This is a genomic window from Rhizobium phaseoli, assembly GCF_001664385.1.
Taxonomy (GTDB): domain Bacteria; phylum Pseudomonadota; class Alphaproteobacteria; order Rhizobiales; family Rhizobiaceae; genus Rhizobium; species Rhizobium phaseoli.
The window spans coordinates 86,747-111,099 of the sequence record NZ_CP013532.1; the positions used below are offsets into that span (position 1 = coordinate 86,747).

20 protein-coding genes are annotated in these 24,353 nt (G+C 62.7%); 11 read left to right on the forward strand and 9 right to left on the reverse strand.

Features of this window, described 5'->3' with window-relative positions; translation table 11 throughout:
* Window positions 1-11: 11 nt before the first annotated feature.
* The 5 genes from AMC88_RS00405 to AMC88_RS00425 all read right to left on the reverse strand — a co-directional run bounded on the left by AMC88_RS00405 (window position 12) and on the right by AMC88_RS00425 (window position 5,315).
* Complete coding sequence (locus AMC88_RS00405; RefSeq protein ID WP_012482144.1) at window positions 12-1,289, reverse strand: Gfo/Idh/MocA family protein; 1,278 nt, start codon at window positions 1,287-1,289, stop codon at window positions 12-14.
* Between the two features lie 41 nt (window positions 1,290-1,330).
* Window positions 1,331-2,161 (reverse strand): sugar phosphate isomerase/epimerase family protein, encoded by an 831-nt coding sequence (locus AMC88_RS00410; RefSeq protein ID WP_012482145.1) that lies wholly within the window; start codon window positions 2,159-2,161, stop codon window positions 1,331-1,333.
* A gap of 30 nt (window positions 2,162-2,191) precedes the next feature.
* Window positions 2,192-3,355 (reverse strand): dihydrodipicolinate synthase family protein, encoded by a 1,164-nt coding sequence (locus tag AMC88_RS00415; protein WP_012482146.1) that lies wholly within the window; start codon window positions 3,353-3,355, stop codon window positions 2,192-2,194.
* A gap of 3 nt (window positions 3,356-3,358) precedes the next feature.
* On the reverse strand, window positions 3,359-4,507 hold the full coding sequence (locus tag AMC88_RS00420) for a Gfo/Idh/MocA family protein (RefSeq protein WP_064829847.1): 1,149 nt from the start codon (window positions 4,505-4,507) through the stop codon (window positions 3,359-3,361).
* Window positions 4,508-4,637: 130 nt separating this feature from the next.
* Window positions 4,638-5,315, reverse strand: coding sequence for a TetR/AcrR family transcriptional regulator (locus AMC88_RS00425; protein ID WP_012482148.1), 678 nt, complete (start codon window positions 5,313-5,315; stop codon window positions 4,638-4,640).
* 262 nt (window positions 5,316-5,577) lie between these two features.
* On the opposite strand from AMC88_RS00425, the gene AMC88_RS00430 reads away from it, so the two are divergent.
* From AMC88_RS00430 to AMC88_RS00460, 7 genes are all read left to right on the forward strand, one after another.
* Window positions 5,578-6,864, forward strand: a complete 1,287-nt coding sequence (locus AMC88_RS00430) for an ABC transporter substrate-binding protein (RefSeq protein WP_012482149.1) — start codon at window positions 5,578-5,580, stop codon at window positions 6,862-6,864.
* 6 nt (window positions 6,865-6,870) lie between these two features.
* Entirely contained in the window at window positions 6,871-7,830 is a 960-nt protein-coding gene (locus AMC88_RS00435) for a carbohydrate ABC transporter permease (RefSeq protein ID WP_004677598.1), read from the forward strand.
* On the forward strand, window positions 7,823-8,710 hold the full coding sequence (locus AMC88_RS00440) for a carbohydrate ABC transporter permease (protein ID WP_012482150.1): 888 nt from the start codon (window positions 7,823-7,825) through the stop codon (window positions 8,708-8,710). The genes AMC88_RS00435 and AMC88_RS00440 overlap by 8 nt, the downstream gene beginning before the upstream one ends.
* On the forward strand, window positions 8,710-9,807 hold the full coding sequence (locus AMC88_RS00445; protein WP_170960000.1) for a Gfo/Idh/MocA family protein: 1,098 nt from the start codon (window positions 8,710-8,712) through the stop codon (window positions 9,805-9,807). The genes AMC88_RS00440 and AMC88_RS00445 overlap by 1 nt, the downstream gene beginning before the upstream one ends.
* Window positions 9,808-9,844: 37 nt before the next feature.
* Window positions 9,845-10,921, forward strand: a complete 1,077-nt coding sequence (locus AMC88_RS00450) for an ABC transporter ATP-binding protein (RefSeq protein ID WP_012482152.1) — start codon at window positions 9,845-9,847, stop codon at window positions 10,919-10,921.
* A gap of 98 nt (window positions 10,922-11,019) precedes the next feature.
* Window positions 11,020-11,895: a choline/ethanolamine kinase family protein gene (locus AMC88_RS00455; protein WP_064824639.1), complete on the forward strand. Its 876-nt coding sequence runs from the start codon at window positions 11,020-11,022 to the stop codon at window positions 11,893-11,895.
* A complete protein-coding gene (locus tag AMC88_RS00460) occupies window positions 11,896-14,346 on the forward strand; it encodes a GcvT family protein (protein ID WP_064824640.1) in 2,451 nt (816 codons plus the stop codon).
* Between the two features lie 283 nt (window positions 14,347-14,629).
* Here AMC88_RS00460 and AMC88_RS00465 read toward each other — a convergent pair whose 3' ends face one another.
* Window positions 14,630-16,087, reverse strand: a complete 1,458-nt coding sequence (locus tag AMC88_RS00465) for a mannitol dehydrogenase family protein (RefSeq protein ID WP_064824641.1) — start codon at window positions 16,085-16,087, stop codon at window positions 14,630-14,632.
* A complete protein-coding gene (uxaC, locus tag AMC88_RS00470) occupies window positions 16,084-17,499 on the reverse strand; it encodes a glucuronate isomerase (RefSeq protein ID WP_012482156.1) in 1,416 nt (471 codons plus the stop codon). The genes AMC88_RS00465 and uxaC overlap by 4 nt, the downstream gene beginning before the upstream one ends.
* A 180-nt stretch (window positions 17,500-17,679) precedes the next feature.
* Here uxaC and AMC88_RS00475 point away from each other — a divergent pair, with 180 nt between their 5' ends.
* The gene (locus AMC88_RS00475) at window positions 17,680-17,889 is read left to right on the forward strand and encodes a SlyX family protein (protein WP_041683816.1); all 210 of its coding nucleotides are present in this window, start codon (window positions 17,680-17,682) and stop codon (window positions 17,887-17,889) included.
* 46 nt (window positions 17,890-17,935) lie between these two features.
* Here AMC88_RS00475 and AMC88_RS00480 read toward each other — a convergent pair whose 3' ends face one another.
* Together AMC88_RS00480 and AMC88_RS00485 are read right to left on the reverse strand one after the other, a co-directional pair.
* Window positions 17,936-19,417 carry an NAD-dependent succinate-semialdehyde dehydrogenase gene (locus tag AMC88_RS00480; protein WP_064829848.1) on the reverse strand — a complete coding sequence of 494 codons (1,482 nt, stop codon included), beginning with the start codon at window positions 19,415-19,417 and terminating at the stop codon, window positions 17,936-17,938.
* 57 nt (window positions 19,418-19,474) lie between these two features.
* On the reverse strand, window positions 19,475-20,755 hold the full coding sequence (locus AMC88_RS00485; protein WP_012482159.1) for a 4-aminobutyrate--2-oxoglutarate transaminase: 1,281 nt from the start codon (window positions 20,753-20,755) through the stop codon (window positions 19,475-19,477).
* A 163-nt stretch (window positions 20,756-20,918) separates the two neighbouring features.
* On the opposite strand from AMC88_RS00485, the gene AMC88_RS00490 reads away from it, so the two are divergent.
* The 3 genes from AMC88_RS00490 to AMC88_RS00500 all read left to right on the forward strand — a co-directional run bounded on the left by AMC88_RS00490 (window position 20,919) and on the right by AMC88_RS00500 (window position 24,280).
* Window positions 20,919-21,725 (forward strand): MerR family transcriptional regulator, encoded by an 807-nt coding sequence (locus AMC88_RS00490; RefSeq protein ID WP_012482160.1) that lies wholly within the window; start codon window positions 20,919-20,921, stop codon window positions 21,723-21,725.
* A gap of 105 nt (window positions 21,726-21,830) precedes the next feature.
* Complete coding sequence (locus tag AMC88_RS00495) at window positions 21,831-22,457, forward strand: ribonuclease D (protein WP_012482161.1); 627 nt, start codon at window positions 21,831-21,833, stop codon at window positions 22,455-22,457.
* Between the two features lie 272 nt (window positions 22,458-22,729).
* Entirely contained in the window at window positions 22,730-24,280 is a 1,551-nt protein-coding gene (locus AMC88_RS00500; RefSeq protein ID WP_012482162.1) for a hypothetical protein, read from the forward strand.
* The last annotated feature ends 73 nt before the right edge of the window (window positions 24,281-24,353 follow it).

The following is a 24,353-nucleotide window of genomic DNA, read 5'->3' on the forward strand; positions in this document are numbered from 1 at the left end:
AGGGACACGCGTCAGCGCGGCGTTCTCAATGAATTGGGCGAGCCGTCATTGGCAAGCTCGGGCATCAGCTCGGCGATGTCGACGACCTTGCCGGTGCGCGAGCTCGTCAGCGCGGCGATGCCGCAGAGCACCGACATGGCGCCCGCCCGTGTGCCGGCGCGCTGGCTGAGCCGATCTTCCATGTCAGGCTTGAAGATCATATTGCGCATCCGGTCGTCGCCGCCGTAATGGCCGCCGGTGAAATGCGGGACGATGATGCGCTCGACAGCTTCCTTCCCGTTCGGGAAATTGCGGATGAGAAGAATCGTGTCTTCCTTCGGCTCTTCCCAGGGCTGGGCCTCATACTGGCGAATTTCGATGCGCCCCTTGGTTCCGTTGAAGGCAAGGTGATGGCCTTCGATCGGCTGGAAGGTGTTCAGCGAATAGGAGACATGGACGTTGTTGCGGTAGCGCAGGCTGACCACCATCGTATCGGGAATGTCGATGTCTTCGCGGAAGACGCAGCCGTCGCGGAAATAACCGTCGATCTTCGAAGGCTCCTCGTAGAGCTGATCGAGGAACGGATCTTTTTCGAGATCGAGATAATAATCGCATTCATGCGCGTGCGGACAGAGCTTGCAGCGCGGCCCGCGGAACGGACCCTTGCGGCCGTAGTTCTGCAGATCGGCGAAGGAGGTGACGGCCTCGGGATCGCTGTCGAGATACCAGTTCAGAAGATCGAAATGGTGGGTGGCCTTGTGAACGAACAGGCTGCCGGAATTTTCCGTATAGGCATGCCAGCGGCGGAAGTAGTCGGCGCCGTGTTTAGTGTTGAGGTACCAGTGGAAGTCGACCGAGGTCACCCGGCCGATCTCGCCGGCATTGAGCAGTTCCTTGATCTTGGCGGCCGTCGGCGCATAGCGATAGTTGAAGGAGACGTCGACCCGGCGGCCGGTGCGCTTCTCGGCGTCGAGAATCCGGCGAATTTTCTCGATCGAGGTGGTCATCGGCTTTTCGGTGATGACGTCGATGCCGGACTCCAGCGCCCGCACGATGATATCGTCGTGCGTCTGGTCGGGTGTGCAGACGATGACCAGGTCCGGCTTCTGCTCGGCGAGCATGGAATCGATGTTTTCATAGAGCGGCGCGTTGCTGCCGATCATGTTGCGGGCGCGCTCGCCGCGCAGCGAATTCTTCTCGACGATGGCTGTGAGGTCGACATGTTCACGCCAGCCGGCCAGCAGATCCTTGCCCCACATGGTGGTGCCGCGGTTTCCGGTGCCGATCAGGGCAAAACGGCGTTTCTCCATCGATGATCCTCCTGCATGCGTGATGAAACGAATATTGAAACTTAGATCTGGCAGCAGCTCCGGAAGCGCTCGACGCAGGTGGCGATCACCTGGTCGGCCGGGCGTTTCCACCAGGTCTCGGCCGAAAAGATCTCCACCTCCTGCGCCCCGAAGAAGCCGGCCGCCTCGATCATCCGTCTTATGCCCTTGAGATCGATGACGCCATCGCCCATCATGCCGCGGTCGAGCAGCATGTCTTTGGTCGGCACCAGCCAGTCGCAGATGTGGTGGGCAAAGATCCGTTTCATGCGCCCGGCGCGAGCGATCTGGTTGGCAAGATCGGGGTCCCACCAGACATGGTAGACATCGATCGCGACGCCGACATCCTCGCCGAGCGGTTCGCACATGTCGAGCGCCTGAGCGAGCGTGTTCACGCAGGAGCGGTCGGCGGCATACATCGGATGCAGCGGCTCGATAGCGAGTTTTACGCCTGATGCCTGCGCATGCGGCAGCACGGCGGCAATGCCGTCGAACACCATCTGGCGGGCCGCGACGATATCCCTCGAAGCGCCCGGCAAGCCGCCGACGACCAGCACGAGGCAATCGGCGGAAAACGCGGCCGCTTCGTCGATGGCGCGCCTGTTGTCGTCGAGGTTCTTCTGCCAGTCGGCCTCGTTTGCCGCCGGAAAGAAGCCGCCGCGGCAGAGGCCGGTCAGCTTGATGCCGTTCGATTTGACGATGCGCACCGCCTCGTCGAGGCCGGCCTTGGCGACTTGGTCGCGCCAGGGCGCGATCGAGGTGATGCCGTGTTTCAGGCAGATATCGACCGCTTCGGCAAAGCCGCATTGCTCGCGGATCGTCGCCAGATTGATCGAAAGTCCTTCGACCTGCATGTCATTCTCCTCCCATCGCCATGCCTGAGATCAGTGAACGCCGTGGACGGCCAGCACTTGCTTCATGCGCGCCGTTGCGAGTTCCGGATCGGTTAGAACCCGCGCCTTGTCGGCCAGACGGAAGAGTTCAACCAGATGCGTGAGCGAGCGCGTGCTCTGCTGGCCGCCGACCATGACGAAATGGTCCTGCAGGCCGTTGAGATAGGCGAGGAAAACGACGCCGGTCTTGTAGAAGCGGGTCGGTGCTTTGAAGATGTGGCGCGACAGCGGCACGGTCGGCTCAAGCAGATCGAAGAATTCATGATTGCTCTTGCGGCCGAGCGCGTCGAGCGCAGCCGAGGCTGCCGGCGCGATCGCATCGAAAATGCCGAGCAGCGCGTCGGAATGGCCCTCTTCGTCGCCGGCGATCAGTTCGGCATAGTTGAAGTCGTCGCCGGTATACATGCGCACGCCCTTCGGCAGCCGGCGGCGCATCGTCACTTCCTTCTCCTTCGACAGCAGAGAGATCTTGATGCCATCGACCTTTCCGGCATTGGCCTCGATCACCTCGAGGCAGGTCTCCATCGCTTTCAGATGGTCGTCATTGCCCCAGTAACCCTGAAGCGCCGGATCGAACATTTCGCCGAGCCAGTGGATGATGACCGGCTCCTTGACCTGGCGAAGGATGCGGTCATAGACCCTGCCGTAATCGTCCGGCCCCTTGGAGGCGACGGCAAGCGCCCGGCTCGCCATCAGGATGATGCGCCCGCCGGCCGCCTCCACCGTTTCGATCTGCTCTTCGTAGGCCTTGATGATGGTGTCGATGGTTACCTCAGGGCCGGGGATCAGGTGGTCGGTGCCGGCGCCGCAGGCAATCAATGCATCTTTGCGGTCGGCCGCTTCGCGAAGCGCCCGGCGGATGAGGTCACGCGCTTCCGGCCAGCCGAGGCCCATGCCGCGCTGCGCCGTATCCATGGCTTCGGCGACCCCGAGACCGAGATCCCAGAGCCGGTGGCGGAAGGCGAGCGTCCGCTCCCAGTCGATCGCCGGCGTCAGCCAGGGGTCGTTGTCGACGAGCGGATCGGCGACGACATGGGCGGCTGCAAAGGCAATGCGCGGAAAGGCCTTGGCGTCACGCTTCTTCAGTTCGATCGGCGCGCCGGTCAGCGTATAGGGGACAATCTTGCCGTCGAGGGGGAGATTGATCGTCGTCACGGCTCAGAACTCCAGTACGGGAACGTCGAGCCAGCGGCGCTCGGCCCAGGATTTCAGGCCGAGTTCGGCCAGCTGCACGCCCTTGGCGCCGGCTTCCAGCCCATAGGGCCACGGCGCATCTTCGACGACATGGCGGATGAACATTTCCCACTGCGCCTTGAAGCCGTTGTCGAAGGCCTGGGTATCCGGGACCTCGTCCCAGGTCTTGTAGAAGTCGATCGTCTGCGGCTGGTCGGGGTTCCACACCGGCTTCGGCGTGTTGACGCGGTGCTGGCTCCAGCATTTCGTCAGGCCGGCGACGGCCGAACCATGCGTGCCGTCGACCTGGAAGGTGACGAGATCGTCGCGGCGCACGCGCACCGCCCAGGAGGAATTGACCTGCGCGATCACGCCGCCTTCGAGTTCGAAGGTGGCATAGGCCGCATCGTCGGTGTCGCAGTCATAGGGCTTGCCCTGCTCGTCGATGCGGCGCGGAATATGCGTGGCGCCGAGGCAGGAGACGGCCTTGACCTCGCCGAACAGATTGTCGAGCACGTAGCGCCAGTGGCAGAGCATGTCGAGGATGATGCCGCCGCCGTCGCCCTTGCGGTAGTTCCAGGAGGGGCGCTGCGCCGGCACGCCCCAATCGCCTTCGAACACCCAGTAGCCGAATTCGCCGCGCACCGAGAGGATTTTGCCGAAGAAACCGGAATCCTTGAGCAGCGCCAGCTTGCGCAGGCCCGGCAGGAAGAGCTTGTCCTGCACGACGCCATGCTTGAGGCCGGAGCGGCGCGCCTTGCGGGCGAGATCGATCGCCACCTGCAGATCGTCGGAAATCGGCTTTTCGCAATAGACGTGCTTGCCGGCGTCGAGTGCCCTGGACAGAAGCTCGGCGCGCATCAGCGTCGTGCCGGCGTCGAAGAAGATCGTGTCGTCGGGATTGGCGAGCGCGGCATCGAGATCGGTCGACCAGCGCTTGATGTTGTGCTTCTTCGCCAGCTCTTCCATCTTGGCGCCATTGCGGCCGACAATGATCGGGTCGATTTCGAGTTTCTCGCCCGATTTCAGCGTGATGCCGCCTTGGTCGCGGAAGGCCAGAATCGACCGCACCAGGTGCTGGTTGTAACCCATGCGGCCGGTGACGCCGTGCAAGATGATCCCCAAGCGTGCCATGTTTTCCTCCCTGCAATCTTTTCGGCGGGAGCGGGCATGTCAGCCCGGCCCTCCCAAGCCAGTAACTAAACAGTTACTTGATGACAGAAGAGCGGCGAGCCTGTCAAGAGTCGAATCTGACTTTCGAGACTCAGCGCTTGATCGAGGCGAGCGTGACGTGGACGATATGGCTTTCCCAGGCATTGAGATTGGCCGGCTCGATCAGGTCGCGGCCGAAGATCGTCGAAAGCGTGTACTGGTTGGAGAGATAGAAATAGCCGAGCGAGGCGATCGTCAGGTAGACGTGCAGCGGATCGGCCGTCTCGACGAAGACGCCTTGTTTCTTCCCCTGCTCAAGCACCTCGGATAGCTCGCCGATCAGATGCGAATGCAGTTCCTTGAGCCGGACGGACTGGCGCAGCCACCGGGCGCGATGCAGGTTTTCCGTGCCGAGCAGGCTCAGGAATTCCGGGTGCTGGAGGAAATAGCGCCAGGTGAAAAGCGCCAGCTCGCCGATGCCTTCCTCCGGGCTGCGGTCGCCGATATGCAGCGCCCGCTCGGCCGTGCGGATGCCGACATAGGCTTCCTCGAGCACTTTCAGGTAGAGCTGCTCCTTGTCGCCGAAATAATGATAGAGCATGCGCTTGTTGGTGCCGGCCCGTTCGGCGATGGCGTCGACGCGGGCGCCGCCCATGCCGTTTTCGGCGAATTCCCGGGTCGCCGCTTCGAGGATCGCGGCGCGTGTCCGCTCCGGATCCCGTTGCGCCGTCCGTTCCGTAGACGGTCGCCGCGTCTGTTTCTTGTCCCTGCTTCCCCCGCTGTCGTTCATCGCTCCACCCCCGTCGTCATATGTTGCGCTCATAAGCCTTCGGTGCGAAATTGTAAAAACCGAATTTGGAAGGGCGGCCCGCTGGAACGGATGCTGAAAGCATGATGTCGCCGAAAACCGCCGACGCTTTCAACATCATGCTCTGACCGACACCGCTTGACAGGCTTGCCGCTTTGCTCGTAGCTTGTAACCAATTAGTTATTTGCGCAAGCAAAACTAAATCGGAAGCGTGTGGAGGCGCTTCCCTTTGGAGGAGGAAAAAATGACTCTACGTGTTAGCAGACGTAATTTCGTGGCCGGAAGCGCAGCGCTTCTGTCGCTCTCGGCGCTCGGCACCAGCGCCTTGGCAGAGGAAACGCGCTTGCGTCTCCTGTGGTGGGGCTCGCAGCCGCGCGCCGACCGCACCAACAAGGTGTCGGAGCTTTACAAGACAAAGAATGCCGGCACTTCCATCACCGGTGAGTTTCTCGGCTGGGCAGATTACTGGCCGCGTCTTGCCACCCAGGTCGCCGGCCGCAATGCCCCAGACATTATCCAGATGGACTACCGCTACATCGTCGAATATGCCCGGCGCGGCGCGCTTGCCCCCCTTGAATCCTATATGCCGTCGAAGCTGCAGCTTGATGATTTCGATCCGGCGCAGATCGAAGGTGGTAAGGTTGATGGCCATTTTTACGGCGTCAGCCTTGGCGCCAACTCGGCCGCAACCGTATTGAACAGCGCGGCCTTCAAGGAAGCCGGCATCGACATGCCGACGCAGAAGACCACGTGGGAGGAGTTCGGCAAGATCGGCGCCGAGATGACCAAGGCCGGCAAGCGCAAGGGCTATTTCGGCTTTGCCGACGGCAGCGGTGTCGAACCGGCGCTCGAAAACTATCTCCGCCAGCGCGGAAAGGCGCTCTACACGGCAGATGCCAAGATCGCTTTCGGTGCTGAGGAAGCGACGGAATGGTTCGACATGTGGGCCAAGTTCCGCGAAGCTGGCGCCTGCGTGACGCCGGATATCCAGGCTCTTTACAAGGATACGATCGATACCAGCCCCCTTACCCTCGGCAAGGCTGCTTGCGATTACGCGCATAGCAACCAGTTCGTCGGCTATCAGGCCATGGTCAAGGACAAGCTGGCTCTGACCAACTACATGCGCATCACGCCGGATTCGAAGGGCGGCCATTACCGCAAACCGTCGATGTTCTTCTCCGTCTCGGCGCAGTCGAAAGTGATGGATCAGGCGGTCGATTACATCAATTTCTTCGTCAAGAACCCCGATGCCGCGATGATCCTCGACGTCGAGCGCGGCATTCCGGAATCGAAGGCGATGCGCGATGTCGTCGCAACCAAGCTCGACGAAACGGGCAAGGTGCCGCTCGACTATGTCGCAGGCCTCGGTGATCTGGCCGGCCCGCTGCCGCCCCCGCCGCCGACCGGCGCGGGGGAAAGCACGCTCATTCTGCGCAACATCGCCGAGCAGATCGCCTTTGGACAGATCTCTCCTGCTGACGGCGGCAAACAGCTTGTCGACGGCATCACGCAGATTCTCGCACGAGGCTGATCCCGTATGAGCAATGCGATGCGCACGCCCGCAGGGGCCATACCAGTGGAAAGGTATCAGGGGGCCGTGGCCGAGGGACGCTTCCGGCGTCTCTGGAACGCCAATGCGCCCGGCTATCTCTTCCTCCTGCCGTGGCTCATCGGCTTTTTCGGGCTGACGCTCGGGCCGGCCCTGATTTCGCTCTACCTCTCCTTCACCGACTTCGACATGCTGCGGTCGCCGAGTTGGGTGGGAACGGCGAATTACGTGCGCATCGCCACGGCGGATCCGAAATTCTCGGCCGCCATGCACGTCACCCTGACCTATGTCGTCTTCTCGGTGCCGTTCAAGCTGACCTTCGCCCTGCTGGTCGCCATGGCGTTGAACCGCGGTCTGCGCGGGCTGCCGATTTATCGCGCCATCTTCTACCTGCCGTCGCTGCTCGGCGGCAGCGTGGCGATCGCCGTGCTGTGGCGTCAGCTTTTCGCCAGCGACGGTCTCGTCAATGCCGCGCTCTTGCATTTCGGCATCGAAGGCCCGAGCTGGATCTCGCATCCGAACTATTCGATCTACACGCTGGTGGCGCTGTCGGTCTGGCAGTTCGGCTCGCCGATGATCATCTTTCTCGCCGGGCTGCGTCAGATTCCGCAGGACATGTATGAGGCAGCAAGCCTCGACGGCGCCTCGAAATTCCGGCAATTCCACAAGATCACGCTGCCGCTGCTGACGCCGGTGATCTTCTTCAACGCCGTCGTCCAGACGATCGAAGCCTTCAAGGCCTTCACGCCGGCCTTCATCATATCGGGCGGCACGGGCGGGCCGATCAATTCGACGCTGTTCTACACGCTCTACCTCTATCAGGAAGCCTTCGGCAATTTCCGCATGGGCTACGCCTCGGCGCTCGCCTGGATCCTGGTGGTGATCATCGCAATCTTCACCGCCTTCTCCTTCCTGACCTCGCGTTATTGGGTGCATTACGATGACTGAGATGACCGCTTCCGTCACTGCGGCCAGGCCGCCATCGGACATTACCAAACGCAGCCTGCCGGCATCGCTCATCATCCACGCCCTGCTGATCGCCGCTTCGCTTTTGATGCTCTATCCGCTGTTGTGGATGGTCTCGGCATCGGTTCGACCGGAAAACGAGATCTTCTCGTCGACCTCGCTGATCCCGTCCGCGGTCGATTTCTCGTCTTATGTCCGCGGCTGGACCGGTCTCGATGTCAGCTTCGGCCGCTTCTTCTGGAATTCACTCGTCATCTCGCTGCTGGTCGTGACCGGCAATGTCATCGCCTGTTCGCTGACGGCCTACGCCTTTGCGCGGCTGCGTTTTGCCGGCCGGAATTTCTGGTTCGCGATCATGCTCGGCACGCTGATGATCCCCTATCACGTGACGCTGATCCCACAATATGTGCTGTTCCTCGATCTCGGCTGGGTCAACACCATCCTGCCGCTTGTCGTGCCGAAGTTCCTGGCAAGCGACGCCTTTTTCATCTTCCTGATGGTGCAGTTCTTCCGCGGCATCCCGCGCGAACTCGACGAGGCGGCGATGATGGACGGCTGCAGCGCCTGGCGCATCTATTGGAAGATCATGCTGCCGCTGTCGCTGCCGGTGCTGGCAACCGCCGCCATCTTCTCTTTCATTTGGACCTGGGACGATTTCTTCGGGCCGCTGATCTACCTGAACGACATGAACACCTATACGATCCAGCTCGGCCTGCGCACCTTCGTGGATTCGACCAGCGCCTCGGATTGGGGCGGTCTCTTCGCCATGTCGACTTTGACGCTCGTGCCGGTCTTCTTCTTCTTCCTGTTCTTCCAGCGCCTGCTGATCGAGGGCATCGCTACGACGGGCATGAAACGCTAATGGCGGTCACGGGAAGCAGTGACATGAGCGTTAAAACGGTTGCGATCGTCGGTTGCGGCATCGGCCGCTCCCACATTGTCGAGGGCTATCTGCCGCATGCCGACAAGTTCAAGGTCGTGGCGATCTGCGATTTGAACGGAGAGCGCCTGCAGGCGGTCGGCGACGAGTTCGGCATCGAACGGCGCACCACCTCTTTTGCCGAGCTGCTTGCCGACGAAACGATCGACATCATTGACATCTGCACCCCGCCCGGGGTGCATCTGGAGCAGGTGGTGGCTGCCCTTGCCGCCGGGAAACATGTCGTTTGCGAAAAGCCGCTGACCGGCTCGCTTGCCGCCGTCGATACCATCATGGCAGCGGAGAAAGCCGCCAAAGGCGTGCTGATGCCGATCTTCCAGTATCGCTACGGCGACGGCATCCAGAAGGCCAAGCGGATCATCGACGCCGGTATTGCCGGCAAAGCCTATACGGCTTCGGTCGAAACCTTCTGGCTGCGCAAACCCGAATATTATGCCGTGCCGTGGCGCGGCAAATGGGCCACCGAACTCGGCGGCGTGCTCGTCACCCATGCGCTGCATCTGCACGACATGATGATGCATCTGATGGGTCCGGCGGCCAGGGTCTTCGGCCGCGTCGCCACCCGCGTCAACGATATCGAGGTCGAAGATTGCGCCTCCGTCAGCCTGCTGATGGAAAGCGGCGCCTTCGTCTCGCTGTCCTGCACGCTGGGTTCGCAGGAACAGTTGAGCCGGCTGAGGCTGCACTTCGAGAATGTCACTTTCGAAAGCAGCCATGAGCCCTACACACCAGGCAAGGATCCCTGGAAGATTATTGCCGCCAATGACGACATCAGGGAGAAGATCAACCGGGTGATTGCCGACTGGCAGCCGGTCGCGCCGCGGTTCACCACCCAGATGGGCCAGTTCCACGCCTTCCTCAGCGGTCAGGGGCCGCTGCCGGTGACGACGGTGGATGCGCGCCGCGCGCTGGAACTCGTCACCGCCATCTACCAGTCTTCCGACAGCGGCGCTGAAGTACCGCTGCCGGTCGGTCCCGATAGTCCGAAATACGCCGATTGGCGCGCAAGAACCAGGTAACCGGCCAAAGTGACCGGCAAGAGAGGGGTTTGAGACGATGGCAACCAGTGTCGTTCTTCAGAAGGTCGAGAAGCGCTACGGCGCGATGGATGTGATCCACGGCATAGACCTGACGATCGATCCCGGCGAATTCGTCGTTTTCGTCGGTCCCTCGGGCTGCGGAAAATCGACCCTTCTGCGCATGATCGCCGGTCTCGAGGAAATATCGGGCGGCGGGCTGCTGCTGGACAACGAGCGCATGAACGAGGTGGCGCCCGCCAAGCGCGGCATCGCCATGGTCTTCCAGTCCTATGCGCTCTATCCGCATATGTCGGTCTACAAGAACCTCGCCTTCGGCCTGGAGACGGCGGGTTACAAAAAGGCGGACATCCAGCCGAAGGTCAAACGCGCCGCCGAAATTCTGCAGATCGAGAAGCTCCTGGAGCGCAAGCCGAAGGCGCTCTCGGGCGGTCAGCGCCAGCGCGTGGCCATTGGTCGCGCCATCGTGCGCGAGCCGCGCATCTTCTTGTTCGACGAACCGCTGTCGAATCTCGATGCCGAACTGCGCGTGCAGATGCGCGTCGAGATTTCCCGCCTGCACCGGCAGCTCGGCAACACCATGATCTACGTCACCCATGACCAGGTCGAAGCGATGACGATGGCCGACAAGATCGTGGTGCTCAACTCCGGCCGCATCGAGCAGGTCGGCGCGCCGCTCGACCTCTACAACAACCCGGCCAACCGCTTCGTCGCCGGCTTTATCGGCAGCCCGAAGATGAATTTTCTCAAGGCCCGCATCGAGGAGGTCGGCGAGACGGAAACCAGCATTCATGTCTGCGGCAATTCCGTCCGCCTGCCGCGCCGGCTGAAAAGTGAGCCCGGCGAGGCCGTCACCTTCGGCATCCGCCCCGAGCATCTCTCCCTCACGCAGGGCGCCATCACGCTTTCGACCGTTAATGTCGATCTCGTCGAGAATCTCGGCGGCGCCACCATGCTCTACACGACGACGCCGGATGGTCAGCTGCTGACGATCGCCCTCGACGGTCAGCAGAAGGTCGAGCCTGGCGCCAATGTGCAGGCCTTGTTCGATCCGGCCCGCTGCCACGTCTTCGACGCTGCCGGCAAGACGATCTGACCCTGCAGCGCCCGTTGCGCGTCCGGAAGGACGCGCCGCTGCTTGACAGCCTATCCCGCTCTGCCCCATCATTTTGCCAGCGCCGCAAGGGGGATAGCATGACGCCTGAGGATAGGATTCATGCGCTTGGCATCTGGCAGGGTCCGATTGAAATTTCGCCGATATCTGGCGGCATCACCAACAGGAACTATCTGGTCAGCGATGCCGTCGCGCGCTGCGTGGTGAGACTCGGCGCCGATATTCCAATCCACCACATCCTCAGACAGAACGAGCTTGCCGCAAGCCGCGCGGCGCATGCCGCCGGCCTGTCGCCTGCCGTCATCCACCATTCGCCCGGCGTGCTGGTGCTCGACTATATCGAGGCGCGGACGCTGTCGCCGGAGGATATCAGGACGCCTGACATGCTCGCCCGGGTCGTGCCGCTGGTGCGCGCCTGCCACCATGACATCGCGCGGCATTTCCGCGGCCCGGCGATGATCTTCTGGGTCTTCCACGTCATCCGCGACTATGCCGCCAGTCTGAAGGAATCGGGCAGCCCTCACCTTCCGCTGCTGCCGGCGTTGATCGCCAAGGCCGAGAGGCTGGAAGCAGCGGCAGCCCCGTTCGAGATCGCCTTCGGCCATAACGATCTGCTGGCCGCCAATTTTCTCGATGACGGCAAGCGGCTCTGGCTGATCGACTGGGATTATGCCGGCTTCAACACGCCGCTATTCGATCTCGGCGGATTGGCTTCCAACAACGAGTTCTCGCAAGCTACCGAGCAGATGATGCTCGAGACCTATTTCGACCGGCCACTGACCGCTGAGCTCAGCTGCCGCTACGGCGCGATGAAATGCGCCTCGCTGCTGCGTGAGACGCTGTGGAGCATGATTTCGGAAATCCATTCCACCATCCAATTCGACTATGCCGCCTATACCGCCGAAAATCTCGGGCGCTTCGAACGCGCCTATCAGGCCTTTGAACAGGAAAGATAAATGACGAAACAACTACCGAAGACGGCAAAAGCCGTGGTCATCGGCGGCGGCATCATCGGCTGCTCGACAGCCTATCATCTCGGCAAGCTCGGCTGGACCGATACTGTTCTCCTGGAGCGCAAGAAGCTGACGTCGGGCACCACCTTCCATGCCGCCGGCCTCGTCGGCCAGCTGCGCAGCAGCGCCAACATCACCCAGCTGCTCGGTTATTCAGTCGATCTCTACAAGCGGCTGGAAGAGGAAACCGGCCTCGGCACCGGCTGGAAAATGAATGGCGGCCTGCGGCTTGCCTGCAACGAGGAGCGCTGGACGGAGGTCAAGCGTCAGGCAACGACGGCGCAGTCCTTCGGCCTCGAAATGCAGTTGCTGACGCCGCAGGAGGCTTTCGATCTCTGGCCGCTGATGACGATAGACGACCTCGTCGGCGCCGCCTTCCTTCCCACAGACGGCCAGGCCAATCCCTCCGACATCACCCAGGCGCTTGCGAAGGGCGCCCGCATGGCGGGCGTTTCGATCTTCGAGGATACCGAAGTTCTCGATCTCGACATCGACAAGGGCAGGATCCGCGCCGTCATTACCGCTGAGGGCCGTATCGAATGCGAGCGCGTCGTCGTCTGCGCCGGCCAATGGACGCGCGCCTTCGCTGCCCGTTTCGGCGTCAACGTGCCGCTGGTCTCGGTGGAGCATCAATATATCATCACCGAATCTTTCGGTGTGCCTTCCAACCTGCCGACCCTGCGCGATCCCGATCGCCTGACCTATTACAAGGAGGAGGTCGGCGGCATCGTCATGGGCGGTTATGAGCCCAATCCAATTCCCTGGGCGGAGAAAGCCATCCCCGAAGGTTTCCACTACACACTGCTGGACAGCAATTTCGACCATTTCGAGCAGATCATGGAACAGGCGCTCGGCCGCGTTCCGGCGCTGGAGAATGTCGGCGTCAAGCAGCTGCTGAACGGCCCTGAAAGTTTCACGCCGGATGGCAACTTCATTCTCGGCGAGGCGCCGGAGCTGAAGAACTTCTTCGTCGGCGCCGGTTTCAACGCCTTCGGGATCGCTTCGGCCGGCGGCGCCGGCATGGCGCTCGCCGAATGGGTGACGAAGGGCGAGCCGCCCTATGATCTCTGGCCAGTCGATATCCGCCGTTTCGGCCGTCCGCACTTCGATACCGACTGGGTGCGCACCCGCACGCTCGAAGCCTATGGCAAACACTACACCATGGCCTGGCCGTTCGAGGAGCATTCGAGCGGCCGCCCCTGCCGCAAATCGCCGCTCTACGACCGGCTGAAAGCGCAGGGCGCCTGTTTCGGCGAAAAGCTCGGCTGGGAGCGGCCGAACTGGTTTGCCGATCTCTTCGCCAATGAGGAGCCGAAGGATATCTACAGCTACGGCAGGCAGAACTGGTTCGACGCTGTCGGCCGCGAGCACAAGGCAGTGCGCGAGGCGGCCGTCATCTTCGACCAGACCTCCTTCGCCAAATTTGTGCTGAAGGGCAGCGATGCCGAGGCGGCCCTCTCCTGGATCGCCGCCAATGATGTCGCAAGGCCTGTCGGGTCGCTCATCTACACGCAGATGCTGAACGACAAGGGCGGCATCGAATGTGACCTGACCGTCGCCCGCATCGCCGAGAACGAATATTACATCGTCACCGGCACCGGTTTCGCCACCCACGATTTCGATTGGATCGCCCGCAATATTCCGGCGGAGATGCATGCCGAACTGATCGACGTCACCTCGGCCTATTCCGTGCTGTCGCTGATGGGACCGAATGCACGCGCGGTGCTGGAGAAAGTGACCGGCAGTGACGTCTCGAATACGGCCATCCCCTTCGGCCAGGTCAAAACCATCGGCATATCGGGTTGCCCGGTGCGGGCCTTGCGCATCACCTATGTCGGCGAGCTCGGCTACGAACTGCATGTTCCCATTGAATATGCGACCGCGGTCTACGACGCGTTGATGGCATCGGGCGGTGAGCTCGGGCTTGTCAATGCCGGCTACCGCGCCATCGAAAGCTGCCGCCTGGAGAAGGGCTATCGCGCCTGGGGCTCCGATATCGGCCCCGACCACACACCTGTTGAGGCCGGCCTTGGCTGGGCGGTGAAGATCAGGAAGAACATCCCCTTCCGCGGCCGCGAGGCGATCGAACGCCAGCTTGCGGGCGGGGTGAAGAAGCGCCTTGCCTGCTTCGTGCCCGACGATCCCGATATCGTGCTGCTCGGCCGCGAAACCATCTATCGCAACGGCAAACGCGTCGGCTGGCTGTCGAGCGGCGGCTTCGGCTACACGCTCGGCAAACCGATCGGCTACGGTTATGTCCGCAATGCCGACGGCGTGACGGAGGATTTCATCCTCTCCGGCAGCTATGAGCTCGACGTCGCCAGGGAACGCATCCCCTGCAAGGTGTCGCTGGCGCCGCTCTATGATCCTGATATGGCGCGGGTGAAGGCGTGACCATGTGGCGTGGGTTTACGCCTCCGCGTCAAAGCGGACCGTCGCGGCTTGGCTCCCTCTTCTCCCCAGCGGGGAGAAGGTGGCCCGAAGGGTCGGATGAGGGGGCCACATGGCACACCATTCATTGCCCTTCGCTTGCGCTCAGCGCATTCGCGGCTTCGCCGCTCACCCCCTCATCTGCCTGCCGGCATCTACTCCCCGCCGGGGAGAAGGGAACTGTAGCACGCGCCTTGCCATCTCTCCCCAAGTAAGAGCAAGGCGTGTCGGAGGAAAGAGAGAAACCTCAAAACAGCGGCAACCGATCGTCCTGGATCAGGATTTCCAGCTTGTCCGACACATCCTGCGCCCACGCCCGATGTTCCGTCAAAGTCTTCGGGAAAAGGCCGGGCAGGGTGAAAAGCGCCGCCGAAATCGCCGGACCCGTGCGTGGAACATCGGCGATCAGCGCTTCGATTTCCGCGGCTCGGGGATCGCGCAGCTCGTAGCGCTCGCCATTGCCGTGTTCGCCGATCGCATAGCGCATCCAGGCCGCCACGGCGATTGCATAGGTTTCCGCCCTGTCGCCATGCGCCAGCGCCTCGCATGCTGGTTCCAGCAGCCGCTGCGGCAGCTTCTGCGTGCCGTCCATGGCGATCTGATAGGTGCGATGCGCGATTGCCTTGTTTGCAAAGCGCGCTATCAATTCATTGGCATAGTCATCGAGGTTGATGCCGGGCACCGGATCGAGCGTCCTCGCCGCTGCATGCATGTGGCGATAGGCCAGCGCCGCCAGGGCGGCATCGTCCATCACATCGCGGATGAATTCATAGCCGCCGATATAACCGAGATAAGCGAGCAGCGAATGGGCGCCGTTCAACATCCGGAGCTTCATCTTTTCATAGGCCGAGACGTCTTCGACCATCAGCGCGCCGCGCACCTTTTCCCAGGCCGGCCGGCCATTGGCGAAGTGGTCCTCGATCACCCATTGCGTAAAGGGCTCGGTCTCGATCGCCGCCATATCCGTGCGGCCCGTCAGCCGCGCGGCATCGGCATAGGTCGCGTCGGTGCTCGCCGGCGTGATGCGGTCGACCATCGTCGAGGGGAAGGGCACATTCGCTTCGATCCAGCGATGCAGATCGGCATCGATGCGGGAGGTGAATTCGAGCACCAGGCGCTTCAGCACGGCGCCGTTGCTCGGCAGGTTGTCGCAGCTGAGCGGCGTAAACGGGGCGATGCCCTTCTGCCGGCGGCGCGCAAGGCCTTCGACGAGGTAGCCGATGACGCCGCGCGGCGCATGCCGGTTGGCGAGGTCGGCGACGATATCGGGGTGTTTCAGGTCGAGGCCGCCGGTTGCCGGATCGAAACCATAGGCTTTTTCCGTCACTGTCATGCTGACGATGCGGATCGCGGGATCTTCGAGCCGCCCCAGCAGCCCGGCCGGATCGCGCGGCGCCACATGCGCCTTCAGGATCGAGCCGATCACTTCGGCCGTCGTGCCCGAGGTGTCGCGGATCAGCGTCGTATAAAGCCCGTCCTGGGCACTCAGATTGTCGGCCACATCGGGCGTGCGCAGGCTCGCCACCTCGATGCCCCAGTCGCCGCCGGCGGCGGTAAGCGCGCCATCGGTGAACGGCGCAAAATGGGCGCGAAAAAAGGCGCCGGGGCCCAGATGCAGGATGCCGCTTTTCAGCTGGCTTCGGTCATAGGCGGGAAGCTTCGCCGTCGGGGCGAGGCCGGAAAGGGTCTGCAGTCGTTCGGTCACAGCTTATAGGCCTTCTTCGCGTTGCCATAGGAGAGTTCGCCGGCAACGATCTCGGCGTCCCTCTTGGAAATCCGGTGCTCGGCCGCGAGCGCGGCGAGGAAGCGGCAGACTTCGCGGCGCCAGACATCATGGCGCGCCGGGATCGAAAGCAGCGCCCGCGTATCGTCGTTGAAGCCCGCCATATTGGCGAAGCCGGCCGTTTCCACCACCTGGTCGAGATAGCGGCGAATACCGAGCGGGCTGTCGTGGAACCACCAAGGTGGACCGATCATCAGGCAGGGCCAATGGCCGGCCATCGGCGCGAGTTCCCGGGCATAGGTCGTCTCGTCGAGGGTGAAGAGCAGCACCCGCAGCCCTGGAGCATGGCCATACTTGGAGAGCAGCGCATTCAGGCCGCCGACCCAGTCCGTCCGCGTCGGGATATCGGCGCCCATATTCGGGCCGCGGGTCGCAAAAAGCCCGCTGTCGGTATTGCGCCGCGAGCCGGCATGAATCTGCATGACCATGCCGTCCTCGGCCGAAAGCCCGGCCATCTCCGTCATCATCTGGCCGCGGAAAAGCTCTGCCTCGGCAGCCGAAAGCGGGCCGTTCAATGCCCTGTCGAGCAACGCCTGTTTTTCCGCAAGCGGCAGATCGGCGGTCAAGGCGCTCGGTACGCCGTGATCGGTCGCGGTGGCGCCGAACTGGCGGAAATAGGCGCGCCGGCGCCGATGCGCCTCGATCAAGCCCTCCCAGCGCGTCACGTCAGCGCCGGTGATCTCTCCGAATTTTATGAGATTGTCGCGGAAGCCGACAGAGTCGGGGTCGGTGACGCTGTCCGGCCGGTAGGTGGTGCGCACCTTGCCGATCCAGCCGTCGGCGGCCATCTTCTGGTGGTGCGCCAACGAATCGAGCGCGCCCTCAGTCGTCGCGATCGTTTCGATGCCGAATCGCTGATGCAGCGCTCGCGGCCGGAATTCCGGACGGGCAAGCTGGGCATTGATGTGATCGTAGAGCGCATCGGCATTGTTAGGTGTCAGCGGCTCGGTGCAGCCGAGCACGGCCGACATGGCGTGGTCGACCCAAAGGCTCGACGGCGTTCCGCGGAAAAGATGGTAATGCCTGGCAAAGGTCTGCCAGATCGCGCGGCCTGCAGCCACCGGCTTGCCGTCGAGCCGCGGCACGCCGAGCGCGTCCAGGGGAACGCCGACGCTGTGCAGCATCCGGAAGAGATAATGATCGGGAATGACCAGCAGCGAAGCCGCATCTTCGAAGGGTTTGTCGTCGGCGAACCAGGACGGTTCGGTATGCCCGTGCGGGCTGACGATCGGAAGATTGCGCACCGTCTCGTAGAGGTCGCGCGCAATGGTCCGTGTTGCCGGGTCGGCCGGAAAGAGCCGGTCCGGATGAAGAAAGCCGTTTCCTGCATCCATCAGTATTCCTCCCTGATGGGAAAGGGCCTATCCCACAACACAGGGCACGGCAAGGTCTTTTAGTAACCAAACGGTTCAGTTTTGCGCGCGGTTGCGCCGGCCATCGAAAACATTGACGAGGTGGCCTATTTCCGCTTTGGGAGAACCATCTGTTCTGCCGGTGTCGGCAAAGGAGGTTCGATGTCCGACGAGACCAACCGCATCACCCGGCTGGAGGAAATGCTGGCCTATCAGGCAAAGACGATTGAGGAGCTTTCCGATCAGCTGGCCGAACAATGGAAGATCGTCGAGCAGATGCGCACCAAGCTCGACCGGCTGACTGAACGCTTCCTGTCGCTGGAGGAGCAGTCGCTGGAAGCCCCGGCAATTACCCGGCCGCCGCATTATTGACGGCACGCGGCATTCGGCCGCGTGCCTGGTTCCGTGTGACGGCGGATCAGACGCCGCCGATGCAGAGATATTTCAGTTCCAGATAATCGTCGGCGCCGTGGCGTGAGCCCTCGCGGCCGAGGCCGGATTGCTTGATGCCGCCGAAGGGCGCGGTCTCGGAGGACATGATGCCGGTATTGATGCCGATTATGCCATATTCGAGCGCTTCCGCCACCCGCCAGACCTTCTTCAGGTCGCCGGCATAAAAATAGGCGGCAAGGCCGAATTCCGTATCATTGGCTTGAGCGATGACATCCTCGGCGGTCTCGAAACGGAAGAGCGGCGCCACCGGTCCGAAGGTTTCCTCGCGCGCCACCTTCATGCCGCGCTCAACGCCGGTCAGCACCGTCGGGGCAAAGAAGGTGCCGGCGCCGTCGATGCGTTTGCCGCCGGTCAGCACCTTGGCGCCCTTGGCAACCGCGTCGCTGACATGATCTTCCACCTTGGCAAGGCCCTGCTCGTCGATCAGCGGCCCGATCTCGACACCCGCGGTGAAGCCGTCACCGACCGGCATTGTGGCGACCCTGGCGGCAAGCTTGGCCGCGAAGGCGTCATAGACGGCCGACTGGATGTAGAGGCGGTTGGCGCAAACGCAGGTCTGGCCGGCATTGCGGTATTTGGAGGCGATCGCGCCCTCTACGGCGGCATCGAGATCGGCATCATCAAAGACAATGAACGGCGCGTTGCCGCCGAGCTCCAGGCTGACCTTCTTGATCTGGTCGGCGCACTGCCGCATCAGGATGCGGCCGACTTCGGTCGAGCCGGTGAAGCTGATCTTGCGCACCTTGTCGTTGCCGCAGAGCTCGCGGCCGATTGCCGGACCGTCGATGCCGACGATGAGATTGAAGACCCCGGCCGGGATACCGGCCTGTTCGGCGAGCACGGCCAGCGCGATCGCCGTCAGCGGCGTCTGTTCGGCGGGCTTCGACACGACCGTACAGCCGACGGCCAGCGCCGGCGCGATCTTGCGGGCGATCATCGCCGCCGGGAAATTCCACGGCGTGATCGTGCCGACGACGCCGACCGGCTGCTTGATGACGATCATGCGCTTGTCATTCGAGGGCGCGGGGATCGTCTCGCCATAGATGCGCTTGGCTTCTTCGGCGTACCATTCGACGTAGGATGCGGCATACAGGATCTCGCCGCGCGCTTCCGGGAAGGGCTTGCCCATTTCGGCGGTCAGGATCGCGGCGAGTTCGTCGGCATTGGCGACCATCAGGTCGAACCATTTGCGCAGGATCGCGCTGCGCTCCCTGGCCGGGCGGGCAGCCCAGGCCGGCTGGGCGGCATGGGCGGCATCGATCGCCGCCCGCGTCTCGGCTGCCCCCATGTCGGGCAGCGAAGCCAGCAGCTCGCCGGTTGCTGGATTGAGCACGTCGAAGGTCTTGGCGGCATCGCCCGATGTCCAGACGCCGTTGATATAGCCGGCGGCGCGCAGGAACGGCGAAGAGAAGGGAACGTGCCTTGTCAGGGCGGTGGTGAAAGCCATCTCATATCTCCTTGGGAGCGGCTACCGGCTGCCGGCAGCCATTGAAATCCGGATCGGTTACTTGGCCGCGCTCGCTTCCAGCATCGAAGCCTCGAGAATGTCGAGCGCCTCGCCGAGAACCTCGTCCTGGATGGTGATCGGCGCGAGGAAGCGGATGACATTGCCGTGGACGCCGCAGGTCAGCAGGATCAGGCCCTTGTCGAGCGCGATCAGCCGCACCCGGTTGGCGAATTCGGCACTCGGCAAGCCGGTCGTCCGGTCGTTGAATTCGACCGCATTCATGAAGCCCGGCCCGCGGATATCGGCGATCTCGGGTACTGTCTCGCGCAGCGATTCCAGCCGCTGTTTCAGCCGGCCGCCGAGCTGGTTGGCGCGATTGCAGAGATCTTCGTCCTTGATGACGTCGAGGACGGCATGCGCAGCGGCGATGCCGAGCGGATTGCCGCCATATGTGCCGCCGAGACCGCCCGGTCCGGGCGCGTCCATGATCTCGGCGCGGCCGGTGACCGCGGCGAGCGGAAAGCCGCCAGCAAGGCTCTTTGCCATCGTCGTCAGGTCGGCCGCCACCTCGTGATGATCCATCGCGAACATCCGGCCGGTGCGGGCAAAACCGGTCTGCACCTCGTCAGCGATCAGCAGGATCCCATATTGGTCGCAGAGCTCGCGCAGCGCCTTCATGAAGGCGGCCGGCGCCGGGTAGAAGCCGCCTTCGCCCTGCACCGGCTCGATGATGATGGCGGCGACCCGCTGCGGATCGACATCGGCGGCAAAAAGCTTCTTCAGCGCCGCCAGCGACTGATCGGCGGTGACGCCATGCAGCTCGACCGGGAAGGGGACATGGAACACGTCGCCCGGCATGGCGCCGAAGCCGACCTTGTAGGGCACCACCTTGCCGGTCAGCGCCATGCCCATGAAGGTGCGGCCGTGAAAGCCGCCACCGAAGGCGATGACGGCCGAGCGGCCGGTTGCCGCACGCGCGATCTTGACGGCATTTTCCACCGCCTCAGCGCCCGTCGTGACGAAGATCGTCTTCTTCTCGAAGTCACCCGGCAGCAGGGCGTTCAACCGTTCGGCAAGGCTGACATAGCTTTCGTAGGGAACAACCTGGTGGCAGGTGTGGGTGAAATGGTCGAGCTGATCCTTAACCGCCGCGATGACTTTGGGGTGACGGTGGCCGGTGTTGAGAACGGCGATGCCGGCGGCGAAATCGATATAGCGGCGCCCCTCCTTGTCCCAGATCTCGGCATTCTCTGCCCGGTCCGCATAGATCTGGGTGGTCATGCCGACGCCGCGCGAAATCGCGGCGTTCTTCCGGTCCGTAAGGCTTGTCGCGGTCATCGAACTGCTCCATATCGAGGGTTTAGGATTATCTTGCATAAGTTCTGCAAGATATTCTGGAAATTCCTACATTTTTCCTGCAAGAAAACAAGAGACATTTTTTGCTTCAAACATCAGGCGATTTGATCAATGCTCGCGCAACGAGAATCGGGGAAAGTGGCGGATGAACGATAACGGGCCTGTGCGCTACAAAGTGGCGGAGGCCGCGCGGCTGGCGGGCGTTTCCGCCTCGACGCTGCGCCTTTGGGAAAGCCAGGGTCTGGTGATTCCCGGCCGCTCCGAAACCGGTCATCGGCAATATAGCGCCGACGACGTGGCGCGCCTGAAGCGCATTTCTTGGTATCGGGTCGAGCGAGGCCTCAATCCCGCGGCCATCCGCGAGGCGCTGGAGGGCGAGGATCCCGCGGCTGAGGGCGAAGCAAGCCAGGATTCCGGCCTCGGCCGCCGGCTGCGCAGCCTGCGCCATGCCGCCGGCAAGACGTTGGAACAGGTGGCCGGCGACAACGGCATCACCGCTTCGACGCTTTCGACACTGGAGCGCACCTCGCAGGGCGTCGGCTTCAAGACGCTGCACGATCTCGCCGATTATTACGGCACCACCGTCTCACGCCTCTCCGGTGAAGAAAGCGGCGAGGTGCCGGTCCTCGTGCGCGCCGGCGAATGGCGTAGTTGGCCGGAAACGACGCCTGGCGTCACCGTTCAGCTGCTTGCCGAAGGCCCCAGGATGATGGACTGCCATCGTTTCGTGCTGACGCCGGGTGCCGCCAGTGAGGGCGCCTACCGCCACGAGGGCGAGGAATTCATGCATGTTCTGTCCGGCCGGCTCGAGCTGGTGCTCGACGGCGATCAGTTTTTCGATCTCGGTCCGGGCGATTCGCTATATTTCGAAAGCCGCCGCTACCATTCCTGGCGCAACCGTCACGACGGCGAAACCGTGCTCCTCTGGATCAACACGCCGCCGACATTCTGAAGTACCCGCAGAGGAAGCGGTTTCGCATATTGCGGCTTTGCGCTATAGGGCTAAAACACGATCTCAGGCCGGTTCAGCCTGACGTCCCGAATGAAAGACAGTCTCATGGCCGCCACCATACGTTATCACGAAGGCGATATATCTGCGGCCGATGCCGCCCGTTATACCGGTGCTGTCGCCATCGACACCGAAACACTCGGCCTGGTGCCGCGCCGCGATAGGCTCTGCGTTGTCCAGCTCTCACCGGGTGACGGCACCGCCGACGTCATCCGCATCGCCGCCGGCCAGAAAGAGGCGCCCAATCTCGTCGCTTTGCTCGAAGATCCGACCCACCAGAAGATCTTTCATTATGGCCGCTTCGATATTGCCGTGCTGTTCCACACCTTCGGCGTCACGACGACCCCGGTCTTCTGCACCAAGATCGCCTCGCGCCTGAGCCGGACCTACACCGATCGCCATGGCCTGAAGGACAATCTCAAGGAGATGCTCGACGTCGATATCTCCAAGACGCAGCAATCGTCCGACTGGGGGGCTGAAACGCTGTCTCCGGCCCAGCTCGAATATGCCGCTTCCGATGTACTTTATCTGCATGCGTTGCGCGACAAGCTGACCGCCCGCCTGATCCGCGATGGCCGCTTCGACCATGCCACCGCTTGCTTCGCATTCCTGCCGACCCGCGCCAAGCTCGACCTGCTCGGCTGGGAAGAGGCCGATATCTTCGCCCATAGCTGAGCGAACGGCCCGGGGAACGCTGGCACCAGCCCGTGCGCCTCCGCGGCTGCAAGGCGAACACCTGAGCGCGCGCAGCGAATTCGAAAGATCGCGACGCGCTTTAGCATTTCGTTAAGGTCTCTTTCCTAAAATTCTCATTAATTTTTATGCATTCGATGACGCCGAAATCGCGTCATGCGGACAGGAGGATCTGCTGGGATGCAGAGGGATCGGATGAGCACGGTCCTTTTATAGAGCCTGCTTTCATCGTCACTTTGCGAAAGGAGCATGCCATGTTGACTCCCGTTCGTGTAGCGTCCAATGCGAGCTTTTCGTCGCAAGGCCAGACCGCCGCGATCGTCGCCAGCGGCCTCGATCGTTCGGTGATCGCCCCGGCGCCGGTCAACGCGGTCGAAGCTGCAGACCTCAATTCCGCCATTGCCGGCAAGCTCAACATTCTGCTCCTTGCCGCGCGTGAGCGCATGGTCGAAGCCCTTTTGGATGTCCTTGATGCAGCCGGCCGGGCCATATCGCTGGATCGCGGCGACGACGAAACAAATCTCGCCTTCGCTTCCCGGCTCGCCGATGCCATCCGGCGCCTGCCGGCCGCCAGCATCGACGAGGTCGAGCGCCAGCTTGGCGGTGAGGGCCATAGCCTGCCGCTCAGGATGATCGCCGAAGCCTTGAAAAATCCGACAGGTCCGCAAGCCGCGCGGATCGTCGCTTATCTCGAAATCGTCCGCTACAAGGACCGTGATCTCGCCGCCCGCGCCGTGGTGCGTTCCTATGGCCAGAACGACGCTTCGCCGATGCGCGCCGATGCCCGCCCTGAAATCCAGCTGCATGAGGGCAGCCTGCCTGCCGCGATGCGCCAGCCGGTAGAAAGGGCGCCTGCGCCGGCCGATACCCATGTCGGGGCCGAACCGCTTATGACGGACGCGACGACGGTCGCCCCCGAAGCCGTAGAAGCAGCAGCCGAGCCGAAAACGCCGCAGCCTGAAAACAACGCCCGCTCCGCTCTCGCGACGGCAGAAGAGCTCGCGCCGGAAAATCCGGTCGCCCCGGAGGCCGAAGCCGGGCAATCCATGGAGACGGCCGCGGTCAGCGACCGCAGGGAAACAGCGGAGCCGCCGGCCATCCAGCCGCGTGTGAATTCGGAAAAGGCCGATCCCGTCATTCCGAGAAACTGGACGGGCATCGTCGCCTCGATGACCGAAGAGGTCTCCGAGATGATCGCAACCATTATCCGCGAGCAGGACGTCGACATCGTACTGGCGGATGGTCCCGTCGAGGCGGCAGTGGAGATCGACACCATCCTCGATGACGCCGTCATCAGCGACGCGGCCGAGACCCTGGCGAGGCAGCCGGTGGAAGTTCAGGAACCCGACCTGCGCCAGGCCGCAGCACTCCATCCTCAGCCGACGGAGGGCGAGGTCGCTGCGGCGGCGGACCGTCAGCCGAAAGAAATCGCCGCGCAGCCGCAAATACTACCGGTCCCTGAAGCCGTTGAACCCTCCTATGTGGCGCTTGCGGCACGGATGCCGGATGGTGTTGCCTATACCCAGCTGCCTTATCAGTTCGCCAAGGACATGCCGTCGAACGAGACGGCGGGGGAAACGCACCACCAGCCTCAGCACGAGCGCGACGACGCTCCCGAGGATCAGCAGCAGGAAGATCAAAAGGCGCAGTCAGGCGAGGAGGCGGAGCCAGATCCCGCGGCGACCGACGCCGCACCAGCCCGAAGGACGCCGCGCATGATCGATGCCGATCCGGCGCCCCAGCCGGCCGGCGCGGTCGCCGACCCGGTCTATGCGCTCTACCAGCGCATGGTCGGCTGGGAATGACCTTTTTCATCGTCTGAAAATGCAGAACCCGCCGGATCGCTCCGGCGGGTTCTTCAATTCTAGCGAAGGATGC